We start from the raw sequence: 12,967 nt of genomic DNA on the forward strand, positions 1-12,967 counted from the left end.
GAGTTTGTTGAGCGGACTTCAAATCTTTCATATCTGATACGCGTCTAGAACTTGGCTGATCTCTGCGGCAGTCGATAGAACATCTAGACCGATAAATGGTTATGAGGTGTCATTCCATCCCCACTTTGCAATGAGCGACGGATCCGCATCGGTCTCGAGGAACGTTTGAGTTCGCAGCATGTCCAGTTCCAATTCTGTCTTTTCCATGTCGGCTCCGAAGAGGCTATGCGCCTCTCCTACTACTGCAGCAACATGGTTTAGAGCTTGCAGGCACAAACTCAGCACCTCCGACTCACCAAGCTCTGCCACCACCCAGGTTCTCTGAACCCCAAACTGTTCCCATGGTTGCGAGCGTCCTTCATCGAGAAGGAAGCCGACGTTTGCGTTCAATCGTTCCAAAATCCACTTTGATGGAGCGAGGAGCGGCAACTCGTGTTGCATTCCCAGTTTAAAGTTGCGACCCCGAAAAAGCCCAGACCGTGCGGTGCTTCGAGCAGTCAATGAACTCTGCTTCACAACAACGTTCCGCGCTTCTACAAAACGTCGCAAGAGTTCGCTCCGCTTCATTTCTGCTTGTTTTTCCGCGTACCAAGATTCAAAGGTTCTAGGCTTATTTGGTTCGCTTTGCAAAATAAAAGTTGTGTTCCGCAGGGCTTGAATAAAGGCGTTTAAATTGAACTGAAACTCCAACGGAGCGTGGTAATGTTTGGCGGATTTTTCGAGAAAATATGCAGCCTCCTTGACCCGTTGATACGTGTCCGGGATGGGCCCCTCGGGTCGGTGGTTCATGGCCGAGATTCCTACGTCTTATAACGAAGAGCATTCCTATTGTTGAAAGAAGGACTCGTCGCTCAGAACCGACCAAGACATGGTGCGAGCGGCCCTAGCCGGTCGCGCCTCACGAGCCCCTCTGGCCGGTCTCGCTCCGCGGGCGCCACGTGCCGGACGAGCCTCTCGAGCCGGCTTCGCCGGTCCACCGCTTGCTTCACTAGTAAAGAAGACAGCGTGGCCGTTGTGATCTCGAATCCACCCATCTTGGAAGAAACCGAGGTGTCTCCCTGAGTACGCATACACCGAATCGTCCGAAATCCACGCAACCGGGGAACCGTCATATAGAAATACGGATGTGTAGTTCTGGTTGTCGCCGATCCAGGCGACTGGGCGGCCGTCGCGGTTATAGAAGGTCACGTAACTCATGATTACCCTCTAGCGTCATGTGGGCCGCAAGGGTTGCGGTTTGACAGGACTGAGTTAAAAAGCCAGGCTCCTCAATCGATTTTAGGCGGACATGCCACTTAACCGCCTCCTCCGTATAGAGGAGCAACTGGCCGTGGATGCCAATTCAAACGCGCAGATCCCGATGCTATTTTCCGGAGGTCACTAGCAGGAGTTGCACGCCTAAATGGGACAGGCGAAAATTCGATTTAGGATTGTTGACTCTGAAGCCCGAGTAGCCGGTGTCCATCCCATCGATGGTTTCCGACCAAGTGTCAATTACGCATCCCAAGCGAGCAAGACTTTGAAGCGAAATTTGTACCTCTAACAAGTCTGCGCCGATCTCTGTAGCAAGCACCCCCGCATTTAGTAGGCTGCCGCTAATTAGCGAATGCTTCTCAAGCAGTGCGTCGTCCGCCAGTGTTTTTAAAATTAGAGCATCTAAACCTTGCATTCCGCGTAGAGTTTCTAGGAAAACCTTTTTCGGCTTGTAAGCCTTGCTGGGATCGCCGGCGTTCGCTATCAGCCCAGCCCATAAGTCTTGAACGTCTTCCTCAGTCTCTAACGAGGCGGCGTCCAAGATTGGTAGGGCAAACTGCACGGGTAGTGGGATTGGTTTTCCCGCCAGCTTACGTGCAGCATGGAGGGTCTCCACCTTATCTGCAATGGCCAGGAAGTTCTTATGCCGCCAATATGTCGCCCAGTCGGCCAGGCCTCCCGCGAATTGATTCATCGTTTCACCGAATATCCTGTCCATTGTCTTTCCCGCAGATTGGACTAGATCAATACCTTTACCGGCGGTTTTAGCGGCCTCTTGGATTGCCTTGGCTTCTTCTTCGTTCATGAGTGCTTTCGGTTGCTGGGGAATTTCAATCCTGCGGCGATAGAGACGAGTCTTTGAACATTCTCTATGGAATGTTAGGGCTGCAGTGAGGCTGGAGGCTAAATCTTCAAAGAACTGAAGACTAGTTGAAATCTGGAGCGGGTGAAGGGAATCGAACCCTCGTATGAAGCTTGGGAAGCTGCCGTTCTGCCATTGAACTACACCCGCGTTTGCGTGGCTGCTGACGAGCCACTTTGCGCTGAAGCCGAGCCAGGGGCGGGCTCGCGGCGATTTTACACCCCGGTTCCCGCTTTCAAATGCGCCAGTACGGCTCAGGCAACGCCCGCAGCGAAAGCTCAGGCTGGTCCTGCTCTCGCAAGGCCGCCTGCAAGCTGTGCTGCAGCTTGCCGGGCTGCTCCATGCCGGCGCACAGGGCTTCGATATGCGCCCTGGCCGTCACGCGGTCGTTGTGCACGCCGAAGACGGTTTGTGCCTTTTTGAGCCAGTCCAGCCAGTCTTCGATGGCTTTGGCGTCGTAGCGGCCGGCAATGAACTCCGTGAGGTAGCGCAGTTTTTTGGCGGTGATGCGCAGGCGGTGCAGGCGCGTGGGGCTTAGCTGTTCCAGCCGGGGCAGGGCTTGCCGCAGCCTGTGGTCCAGTTTCTCGAGCTGCGCCGTGAGCGCGTCAAAGGGCACGGGTGGACCTTCGTCCTCGGGCTGGGCGAGGCAGCGGCCCAGCTGCAGCAGCAGGTGCTGGGTGTCGCGTTCCTCGAGGGCGGCCTGGGCTTGCAGGCGCGCGGTGGCCTGTTGCAGGGCGGCGGCCTCCTGCAGCTTCTGGCGCAGGGCCGCGTCGTGCAGGCTGTCCGCCAGCGGCGGCCAGGCTTCCTCGATGAAGACGTCCCAGTCGCGCGCGGCGCCCAGGCGCTGGCCCAGTGCGCGCAGGCTGTCCTGCAAGGGCGCCAGCGCTGCCTGCCGCCATTGGGCCGCGCCGGCCAGCGGGCCGCAGGCCACACGCAGGCGCCGCACCGCGACGCGCAACTGGTGCAGGTATTCGCTGTCGTAGTGCCCGGCCTGGGGCTGGGCGAGGAAGCCGGCTTCGTTGGCCTGCCAGTGGGCCAGGCAGGCTTGGACGGCCTCCCGCGCGGTGTCGCGCGCATCGTCACCTGGGGGCGCCGCCAGCGCGGCCGCTTTGACAGGCGGTTCCAGCGCCGCGCCGCGGGCCAGCCGGTCGCCGCGTTCGGCCTTGCTGCGGCTGTCCAGCACCAGCGGGTGGCGTTCCACCAGCAGCAGGGCCAGCGCGAACAGCTCGTCCACCGGCCCGCCCTTGAGTTCCAGTTCCACCTCGCACAGCGCCTCGCTGTGGTCCCCGGCCAGGATTTCGCCGTGGTCGATGGCGACCTCGATGATGCCGCCCGCGGCGCCGGTGACCTGGCGGATTTCGCGTTCAAAGCGGGTGCGGAATTGCGGCTGTAATTTGTCTTTGAGGGGCGCCAGAACCGACTCAAATGCTGTGCCGGCCAGCGGCCCCCATTCGAGCGCCTGGCCGGCGACCGGGAATTCGATTTCCTCGCGCTGGTGCAGGCCCGCGTGGCTGCTGCCGCCTCCCTTGGCGGTTTGCAGCCAGTGCTTGCCGTCGCTGCGAAGGCGCAGGCCTATGCCGGCCTTGGCCAGCGCGCGCTGCGGCGTGTCAAAGTAGATGTTGTCCAGCTGCTTGCGCGTGGCGCGGGTATGGGCCCACAGCGGGTCGGCGCGCAACGCGGCCAGCGCGTCAGGGGGCAGCCTCAGCTTGAGTTCGATTTCCATGGGGGTTTGTGCGGCGCGATGGATGCGCGGCGCACCTGGCCATGGTACTGCGCGCGGCCTGTCTGGCGAGGCGGCGGCCGGCCCGGACGTCGTCACAAGGTGTATCCCTGGTGACTATCGCCAGCCCCCGCCTCAGGCCGTCAAGGCCGCAGGTAAGCCCAGCCTTCGTGCTGCTTCTTCATGATCTCGGTGACGCCGGCGGGCACATAGCTGATGCCGGCCAGCATGTCGTCCTTGGTCAGCTTCTGGCCGCGCATGGTGTTCTCGCAGGCGGTGACCTTGATGCCGGCTTTGGCGGCGTCGGCGATGCGCGAGCCGGTGGGTGATTCGAGCTTGAGCATGCTGATGCCGGGGCCGTAGGCGACGATCTCGATCTCGACGTTGGCCGCGCCCACGTCGTCCTGCAGGTTCTTGGCGTTGTTGAGCGCCAGGTTCCATTTGGCCGGGTCGTTGTCGCTGACCTGGATCACGATGCCCTGGCGTTTGCCGCCTGTGGACTGGGCGTGGACGCTGAGAAGGACGGTGGCGAGGGCTGCCGCGGCGCCGGCCTGGAGTACGAGTCTGCGGTTCATGGGGAGGTCTCCTGATGGGAGGCTTATTTCAACACAAGGGCCGCAGGCCCCCATCCCAACCTTCCCCCAGCGGGGGAAGGAGTGAAACCGCCACTCTTCTCCCTCCCCCGCAGGGGGAGGGCAGGGGTGGGGGCCAGCGGCCTTCAAAAAGACCAGGGTTGACTATTTACCGCCGGTTGCGGGCAGCGGCACTGCAGGTACGACAGGGGGATTGCCGCCTGAGTGGATGTGATGGTCCGGTGACTTGATCAACTTGCGCGCAAACACCACCACCTGCCACACGACCAGGATGCCGATGACACCCAGCAGCGTGCCGCTGATGGGGCGATTGACGAAGACGTTGAAGCTGCCGCGGCTCAGCAGCATGGCGCGGCGGAAGTTCTCTTCGAGCATGGGGCCCAGGATAAAGCCGAGCAGCAGCGGCGCGGCTTCCATGTCCAGGCGCAGGAAGAGGTAGCCGATCAGGCCGAACACGGCGGTGGTGTAGATGTCGTCCAGGCTGTTGTTGATGCTGTAGGTGCCTATGCAGCAGAAGAACAGGATGGCCGGGAACAGCACGGTGTAGGGGATCTTGAACACCGACAGCCAGTAGCGCACCAGCGGCACGTTGAGGACCAGCAGGAAGCAGTTGCCTATCCACATGCTGGCCACCAGGCCCCAGAACAAATCAGGGTGGGTGGCGATCATGTTGGGGCCGGGCTGTATGCCTTTGACCACGAAGGCCGCCATCATCAGCGCCATGACGGCGTTCTCGGGAATGCCGATGGCCATCAGCGGGATGAAGCTGGTGCGCGCGGCGGCTTCGTCGGCCGCGGCCTGGCCGGCCACGCCTTCGATGCAGCCGGTGCCGATCTCGTGCTTGTACTTGCTGAATTTCTTGTCGGCGGCATAGGCGGCGAACTGGGCGATGGTGGGGCCGCCGCCGGGCAGTATGCCCAGGATGGAGCCGATCACGCTGCCGCGCAGGGCGCTGGGGATGATGCGCTTGAACTCGGGCCAGGTCGGCATGAGCTTGATCTTGCCGTTGAAGGGCGTGAGCACGTTCTTGTTGTCGAGGTTTTTCACGACCTCGGCGATGCCGAAGCAGCCCAGCGCGATGCTGATCAGCCCTATGCCGTCCATCAGGAAGGGCAGGTTCATGGTGTAGCGCGCGACGCCGCTGTTGACGTCGGTGCCGACCATGCCGAGCAGCACGCCGACCATGGCCATGGCCAGGCCGTTGAGCAGGCTGCCGCTGCTGACAAAACTCACGCAGAAGAATCCGAGCAGCATCAGCGCGCAGTAGTCAGCCGGGCCGAACAGGAAGCCGACCTCGCCGAGCGCGGGCGCCATGGTCGACAGCACGACGATGGCCACGGTGCCGCCTATGAAGCTGGAGACACCGGCGGTGAAGAGCGCCAGGCCGGTCTTGCCCTTGAGCGTCATCTGGTAGCCGTCAATACAGGCCACGATGCTGCTGGCGTGCGGGATCTTCATGGTGATGGCGCTCACGCTGTCACCGTATTGCGCGCCGTAGTAGATGCCGGCCAGCATGATGAGCGCGCCGCCGGTGGGAATGGAGTAGGTCAGCGGCAGCAGCAGGCTGATGGTGGACAGGGGGCCGAGCCCGGGCAGCAGCCCGATCAGCGTGCCCACCGTGCAGCCCAGGGCGCAGTACAGCAGGTTTTGCAGCGTCAGCGCATGTTCGAAACCGAACGCGAGGTTGTGAAAGACTTCCATATCAGTACAGCGGCAGGCTCAGGCCGAGAAATTGTTTGAAGGCAAAGGCCACGGCGACCAGGCCGATGGAGATCTTGATGTTGCGCACCACGGAATACGAGGTGCCGGCCAGCGTGGAGCAGAACACCAGGAAGACGATGCCCAGGATCATGTTGACGTACTGGGACAGTACCGAAAAGCCCACCAGGCTCAGCAGGATGAGGGCGATGTTCTTGACGCTGTAGTCCAGGGGCACGGGGTCGACGAAGTGCGAGCGCACCACCGTGAGCACGCCGATGATGAACAGGAAGGAGCTCACCATCAGCGGGAACAGGCCGGGCCCGGAGCGGCTCAGCTCGCCCAGCGTGTAGTTGAAGGACACGCMGCCGAAGACCAGGGCGATCGCCATGAGGCACAGGCCGCGGACGAAGTTGCGGTTGTTCAGGTTCATGGGAGGCACCTCCGGTACCGCGCCGGTGCGGCCTTGTCGGTGAATGAAAGGTGGGTCATCGCGTCTCCTGCTAATGTCCCGGCTCTCCGGTCCTGCACAGCGCAGGCGGCGGGCGTTCGGGCTGGAGGCGATGTTAGGAAGCGAGGCTTCCAATCGGCTTTCGTTTTACGCGGCGGGGGCCAAAATACGTGTTATCACTAACGGGGCTGTGGGTTTGCTGAGAAGCTTTGTCCCTTTCCGGCTATCTTGTCCCCTCTCCCTCTGGGAGAGGGTTAGGGTGAGGGCCAGCGGCGGATAAATATCCACTGCTCCGTGTTTAGGCCGCCAGCCCTCACCCCTGCCCTCTCCCAGAGGGAGAGGGAGTAATACGGGGCGCCAGCGGCAGGCGCAAGACGGCGCGCAGGCCGGCGCCGGAGGCCGTGTCCGCGAGCTCGATGTCGCCGCCGTTGCGCCGCGCATAGGCGCGCGCGATGGCCATGCCCAGCCCGGCGCGGTGCGAGCCTCTTTCAGCGCCCGGGTCGGCCGAATGGAAGCGTTCGAAGACCTGGGCACGCCGCGCTGGGGCGATGCCGGGGCCGTCGTCGCGGACCTCGGCCAGGGCCATGCCGTCCAGCGTGGATACCATCACGGTGATGTGCCCGCCGGCCGGCGTGTAGGCAATCGCGTTGTGCACCAGGTTGGACAGCGCCTCGTGCAGCTCGGGGCCGCGCGCCCGCACCGGGACCACGGGCGCATCCTGCAGTGCGCCTGCTTCCGTGGAGTCGCCGCGGGCGTCGACCCAGCCCAGGTCCTGGTTCTTCTCGTGGGCCAGCGCCAGGTACTGCAGCACCACCTCCCTGGCGATGGTGTTGAGGTCGACGATGCCGGGCAGGTCGGACATGTTCGCGGGCGCCGCGCCCTCATTGGCGTGGGCCAGCGAGAGCAGTTGCTCGCACAGGCGCCGGCTGCGCGCGATCTGGGCGACCATGGCGCGCAGGGTGGCGTGAAGTTGCCCGGTGTCTTTTTCGCGCAGCGCCACACCCGCCTGGGTCAGCATGATGGCCAGCGGCGTGCGCAGCTGGTGCGAGGCATCGGCGAGGAACTGTGACTGCTGCTCCAGCAGCTCGCGGTAGCTGGCCAGGTGCTGGTTGAGGGCGTCGACCAGGGGCGCGACTTCATGCGGCACGTCGCGAGTGTCCAGCGGCTGGAGGTCGGTGCCCTTGCTTTGCAGCACGGATTTGCGCAGCCGCTCCAGGGGCTGCAGCGACCAGGTCACGCCCAGCCAGACCAGCAGCACCATCACCAGCACCATGCGCGCGTCGCGTATCAGCTCTTGCCGCAGGGTGGCGGCCTGCGCCCGGTCGCGCGGGACTGTGGTTTCCGCGACCTGGACCAGCAGCTTGAAGTTCCCGCCGCGCCCGTCCAGCACCTGGCTTTGCAGTGCCACCACGCGCACCGGATGGCCCGCGTAGAAGTCGTCGTACCAGACAGGCCAGGCGACGGCGGGAGAGTAGGGGTCGGGCGATGAAGGCGATGAGCGCGGCGGCGGCGCGGGCAGGTCTGTGACGCCCAGCAAGGTGATCTCAGGTGGGTGTGCATCCCCCAGCTCTGTCAGTCCGACGTGCAGGTATTTCTGCAGGGGGCCGGCGGCGGCGAACAGGGCTTGCACGCCGGCCGGCGCGTTCAGGCGCAGCGAGCCGTCCGGCGCCGGCGCCACGCTGCTTTGCAGCGCATGCGCGGCCTCGAGCATGCTCTGGTCGTAGGCCTCCTGCACCTGGTCACGCAGGGCGCGGTAGTCGTTCCAGCTGTCCAGGGCTAGCAGGCCCAGGATGGCCGGGAGCAGCAGCGTGAGCAGGCGCGCGCGTATGCCGAAGCGGTCGGGGTCAGTGCGCAGTATTTTCATGCGCGGTGCTGTCCGGCGTGATGCTTTCGAGCATATAACCGAGGCCGCGCACGGTGACGATGCGCACGTCGCCGCCTTCGAGCTTGCGGCGCAGCCGGTGCAGCACCAGCTCTATCGCGTCGGGGCCGGCATTGCTGTCGGCCGGGAAGACCTTGCCGGAGAGCTGCGACTTTTCCACCGGCGTGCCGCTGCGCGCCAGCAACACCGACAAGGCCGCGCTTTCGCGCGGCGTGAGCTGCAGCAGCGTGCCCGCCAGCGTGAAGGCGCGGCTGTCGTGCGGGCATGACAGGGAGCCGCATTGCAGCGGCGCGTGGGAGCGGCCCCGGCTGCGCCGCACCAGCGCGGCCAGGCGGGCTTCGAGCTCCTCGATGGCGAAAGGCTTGGCCAGGAAGTCGTCGGCCCCAACGTTCAGGCCCTTGACCCGGTCCTGCAGCGAACCCTGCGCCGTCAGCACCAGCACGGGCGTACGGTTGCCGGCCTTGCGCAGCTCGGCCAGCACCGTGAGCCCGTGTTTGTCGGGCAGCCGCAGGTCGAGCACCACGGCGTCATAGTCGTTGCCGGCCAGCAGTGATTCGGCCGTGGCGGCATCGGGTGCGTGGTCGGAGACATAACCGCTCTGCTTGAAAGCGCGCAGCAGCCACGAAGCCATCTCGGCTTCGTCTTCCACAAGCAGCAGGCGCATGTCGGTGCGGTCGCGGGTGTAACGGGTGCCGGCTTAGCGCTGGATGTCACCCAGGCACAGGTACTTCATCTCGAGGTATTCGTCCATGCCGTGGCGCGAACCCTCGCGGCCCAGGCCCGACTGCTTGACGCCGCCGAAGGGCACGTGTTCGGTGGCGATCACGCCGGCGTTGATACCCACCATGCCGTACTCCAGCGCCTCGGCGACGCGGTAGATGCGGCCGATGTCGCGGCTGTAGAAGTAGCTGGCCAGGCCGAACTCGGTGTTGTTGGCCGCATCAATGGCTTCCTGGTCGTGCTTGAAGCGGAACACCGGCGCGAAGGGGCCGAAGGTTTCTTCGCGGGCGCAGAGCATGTCGGCGGTGGCTTCGGAGACCACCGTGGGCTCGAAGAACTGGCCTTCGAGCTTGTGGCCGCCGGCCAGCAGCTTGCCGCCTTTGGCGAGGGCATCGGCGACGTGGCGCTGCACTTTCTCGATGGCCGCATCCTCGATCAGCGGGCCCTGCACCACGCCGTCCTCAAAGCCGTTGCCGACCTTGAGCGCCTTGACCTTGGCGGCGAATTTTTCGACGAACTGGTCGTACACGCCGTCCTGCACATAGATGCGGTTGGCGCAGACGCAGGTCTGGCCGGCATTGCGGTATTTGCTGGCCATGGCGCCCTCGACGGCCGAGTCCACGTCGGCGTCGTCGAACACGATGAAGGGCGCGTTGCCGCCCAGCTCGAGCGCGAGCTTCTTGACGCTGGGCGCGCTTTGCGCCATCAGGATGCGGCCGACTTCGGTGGAGCCGGTGAAACTGATGTGGCGCACCACGTCGCTGGCGCAGAACACCTTGCCGACGGCGATGCTGTTGGCGCTGTCGGCTGTCAGCACATTGAGCACGCCGGCCGGGATGCCGGCGCGCACGGCCAGCTCGGCGGCGGCCAGGGCCGTCAGCGGCGTGAGCTCGGCCGGCTTGATGACCACCGGGCAGCCGGCGGCCAGGGCCGGGGCGACCTTGCGGGTGATCATGGCCAGCGGGAAGTTCCAGGGCGTGATGGCGGCGCAGACGCCGATGGGCTGCCGCAGGACCATCAGGCGGCGGTTGTTGTCGAACTGCGGCAGGGTTTCGCCGTTGACGCGTTTGGCTTCTTCGGCGAACCACTCGACAAAACTCGCACCGTAGGCGATTTCGCCCTTGGCCTCGGCAAAGGGCTTGCCCTGCTCGGCGGTCATGATGCGGCCCAGGTCTTCCTGGTTGGCCATCAGCAGCTGGAACCACTTGAGCAGGATGGCGTGGCGCTCCTTGCCGGTCTTGTTGCGCCAGGCGGGCCAGGCGGCATTGGCCGCGGCGATGGCGGCCTCGGCGTCCTGCGGGCCCAGGTTGGCCAYGTCGGCCAGCTTGCGGCCGGTGGCCGGATCGTTCACGTCAAAACGGGCCTTGCCCGCGACCCACTGGCCGTTGACCAGGGCGTCGGTCTTGAACAGGCTGGGATCTTTGAGCAGGGAAATGGGGGAAGTTTTCATGTCCATGGGCGGGAGTCCTTAAAGCGGAAGGCTGAAGAGGGTGAAAGAGGGGGGAGGTGAGTGAAAGAGGCGTGGAGAGAGGGCGAAGAATGCGCGCGTCGGGTGATTTTGACAGCTTTCGCAGGGAGCTACGGGCGGCGGGTGGGTATGCGACCCCGGGAAAGGGTTTCCGCGCGAGGGCGTCGTCCCGGCGTGTCAGGCCCTGCGCCCGCGCAGCCATTCCAGCAGCAGCAAAAGGGAGGTGGTGAACAGGATCAGCAAGGTCGCCACGGCCGCGATCGTCGGCGAGATGTTTTCCCGGATGCCGGTGAACATCTGCCGCGGCAGCGTGGCTTGCTCCGCGCCCGCCAGGAACAGCGTGACCACCACTTCGTCAAAGGAGGTGGCGAAGGCGAACAGCGCGCCGGAGATCACACCCGGCGCGATGACCGGCAGGGTGATCCGGAAAAACGTCCTGAAAGGCGTTTCGCCCAGGCTGAGCGACGCGCGCACCAGGTTGTGGTTAAAGCCCGCGAGTGTCGCCAGCACGGTGGTCAGCACAAAGGGCGCGCCCAATGCGGCGTGCACCACGATCAGCCCGAAGTAGCTGTCGGCAAGACCCAGCGGTGCGAAATACAGGTAGGTGGCCACGCCGACCACAATGATGGGAACCACCATGGGGGCGATGAGGATGCCCATCAGCAGGCTTTTGAACGGGAAGTTGCTTCTGGAAAGGCCGACCGCCGCCAAAGTGCCCAGCGCGGTGGCGATCAGGGTGGCGGCGGGCGCCACGATGARACTGTTTTTCGCGGCCCTGGCCCATTCCGGCGAATCCAGCAGGTTGCGGTACCACTTCAGTGACCAGCCCGGGATGGGGTAGGCCAGGAAGGAGCTGTCGGAAAAGGACAGCGGCACCATGACCAGGATGGGCGCCAGCAGAAAAACCAGGATGGCGACGCAGGCGGCGCGCACCAGCCACCAGCCGGCTTTGTCGGCCAGGGTGGCGTAGCGGGGGAAGGCGGGCCCTGTGATTTTGAACATGGTGAATCGGCGTCCGCGTCTGTAAGTCTGTAGAAGAAAAAAGGATGTCAGCCGATGCTGAGTTCGGCCTTGCCGATGCGCCGGTAAACGCTGTAAAGAATCATGGTGGCTGTCAGCAGCACGGCGCCCAGCGCGCAGGCCATGCCCCAGTTGACTTCGACGTTGGTGTACCGCGCGATGTAATAACTCAGCATCTGGTCATCGGCGCCGCCGAGCAGGGCGGGGGTGACGTAATAACCAATGGACAGGATGAACACCAGCAGCGCCCCGGCACTGATGCCGGGATAGGTCTGCGGCACATACACCCGAAAGAAGGCGGACAGCGGCGTGCTGCCCAGTGAAACAGCGGCCCGGACGTAAGTTGCGGGCACGTTTTTCATCACGCTGTACAGCGGCAGGATCATGAAAGGCAGCAGGATGTGCACCATGGCGATCACCACACCCGCGCGGTTGAACAGCAGCGCCAGCGGGCTGTCGATCAGGCCTATGCCCATCAGTCCGCGATTCACCAGGCCTTCGGATTGCAGCAGCACGATCCATGCGGCGACGCGTACCAGGATGGAGGTCCAGAAAGGCACCAGCACCAGGATCATCAGCAGGTTGGCCTTGCGCGCCGGCAGTGAGGCCAGCCACCAGGCCAGCGGGTAAGCCAGTGCCAGGCAGAACAGGGTGACGACAAAACTGATCTGGAAGGTGCGCAGCAGGATGGGCCCGAAAGCGCGCTGGTCCGGCGGCATGCGTTCGACGTTGCCCTGGCTGTCACGCCGCAGGTCCACCGATGCCAGCAGGTAGTCGGGCGTCCAGCGGGAACCGTTTTTGGCAATCGCCTGCCAGAAGGAGGGCTCCGCCCAGCGGGGATCCAGCTCGACCAGCCGGGCCTGTATGTCCTGCGGCGACCCGCTGATGGGCAGCGCGCGGTACGCCCCCATGACCAGCGAGCGGGAGCCGGGCACCTCCGAGTTGAGCCGCCGCGCCAGGGCGCCGGCGTCCGAGCTGTCGGAAAGATGCCCCAGGTCGTCCACCAGCGCCGCATAGCTGGCGGGCGCAGGCGCCGCCTGCGGGTCCCAGCCCTTGAGGCTTTGCACCGTGCGCGGCAGCGCATTCACGACTTCGGGGTTTTCGACGGCGCGCTGCAGCAGTGCCGCAATGGGAATGAGCAAGGTCACCAGCAGAAACACCAGCAAGGGCAGGGTCAGGGCGAAGGCACGCCATTTGCGGCGCGCATCGGCCCGCGACAGCGCCCGGCGCAGCGCGCCGGCGTCTTCGCCCGTCAGGGCCGCCTTGCTGGTGAAACTGTTCATGCTGGCCTGCTCCCGG

12 protein-coding genes and 1 tRNA gene are annotated in these 12,967 nt (G+C 64.2%); all 13 read right to left on the reverse strand.

Features of this window, described 5'->3' with window-relative positions; genetic code table 11:
• Positions 1-99 precede the first annotated feature (99 nt).
• The 13 genes from AC1D1Y_RS18695 to AC1D1Y_RS18755 all read right to left on the reverse strand — a co-directional run bounded on the left by AC1D1Y_RS18695 (position 100) and on the right by AC1D1Y_RS18755 (position 12,951).
• The gene (locus AC1D1Y_RS18695) at positions 100-789 is read right to left on the reverse strand and encodes a hypothetical protein (protein WP_477683644.1); all 690 of its coding nucleotides are present in this window, start codon (positions 787-789) and stop codon (positions 100-102) included.
• Between the two features lie 36 nt (positions 790-825).
• A complete protein-coding gene (locus tag AC1D1Y_RS18700) occupies positions 826-1,197 on the reverse strand; it encodes a 4-fold beta flower protein (RefSeq protein WP_477683645.1) in 372 nt (123 codons plus the stop codon).
• A 166-nt stretch (positions 1,198-1,363) separates the two neighbouring features.
• Complete coding sequence (locus AC1D1Y_RS18705; RefSeq protein WP_477683646.1) at positions 1,364-2,059, reverse strand: Abi-alpha family protein; 696 nt, start codon at positions 2,057-2,059, stop codon at positions 1,364-1,366.
• A gap of 133 nt (positions 2,060-2,192) precedes the next feature.
• A tRNA-Gly gene (locus AC1D1Y_RS18710) sits at positions 2,193-2,266 on the reverse strand.
• 85 nt (positions 2,267-2,351) lie between these two features.
• The gene (locus AC1D1Y_RS18715; RefSeq protein ID WP_477683647.1) at positions 2,352-3,839 is read right to left on the reverse strand and encodes a CYTH and CHAD domain-containing protein; all 1,488 of its coding nucleotides are present in this window, start codon (positions 3,837-3,839) and stop codon (positions 2,352-2,354) included.
• A gap of 140 nt (positions 3,840-3,979) precedes the next feature.
• Positions 3,980-4,411 carry a DsrE family protein gene (locus AC1D1Y_RS18720; protein WP_477683648.1) on the reverse strand — a complete coding sequence of 144 codons (432 nt, stop codon included), beginning with the start codon at positions 4,409-4,411 and terminating at the stop codon, positions 3,980-3,982.
• Between the two features lie 162 nt (positions 4,412-4,573).
• Positions 4,574-6,130: a tripartite tricarboxylate transporter permease gene (locus tag AC1D1Y_RS18725; protein WP_477683649.1), complete on the reverse strand. Its 1,557-nt coding sequence runs from the start codon at positions 6,128-6,130 to the stop codon at positions 4,574-4,576.
• 1 nt (position 6,131) lies between these two features.
• Positions 6,132-6,560, reverse strand: a complete 429-nt coding sequence (locus tag AC1D1Y_RS18730) for a tripartite tricarboxylate transporter TctB family protein (RefSeq protein ID WP_477683650.1) — start codon at positions 6,558-6,560, stop codon at positions 6,132-6,134.
• 331 nt (positions 6,561-6,891) lie between these two features.
• Entirely contained in the window at positions 6,892-8,442 is a 1,551-nt protein-coding gene (locus AC1D1Y_RS18735) for a sensor histidine kinase (RefSeq protein ID WP_477683651.1), read from the reverse strand.
• On the reverse strand, positions 8,423-9,124 hold the full coding sequence (locus AC1D1Y_RS18740; protein ID WP_477683652.1) for a response regulator: 702 nt from the start codon (positions 9,122-9,124) through the stop codon (positions 8,423-8,425). The genes AC1D1Y_RS18735 and AC1D1Y_RS18740 overlap by 20 nt, the downstream gene beginning before the upstream one ends.
• 33 nt (positions 9,125-9,157) lie before the next feature.
• Positions 9,158-10,636, reverse strand: coding sequence for an NAD-dependent succinate-semialdehyde dehydrogenase (locus AC1D1Y_RS18745; protein WP_477683653.1), 1,479 nt, complete (start codon positions 10,634-10,636; stop codon positions 9,158-9,160).
• A gap of 189 nt (positions 10,637-10,825) precedes the next feature.
• Positions 10,826-11,650 (reverse strand): ABC transporter permease, encoded by an 825-nt coding sequence (locus AC1D1Y_RS18750; RefSeq protein ID WP_477683654.1) that lies wholly within the window; start codon positions 11,648-11,650, stop codon positions 10,826-10,828.
• 47 nt (positions 11,651-11,697) lie between these two features.
• Positions 11,698-12,951: an ABC transporter permease gene (locus tag AC1D1Y_RS18755; protein WP_477683655.1), complete on the reverse strand. Its 1,254-nt coding sequence runs from the start codon at positions 12,949-12,951 to the stop codon at positions 11,698-11,700.
• Positions 12,952-12,967 lie beyond the last annotated feature (16 nt).

Source organism: Polaromonas sp. P1_G1 (assembly GCF_056405595.1).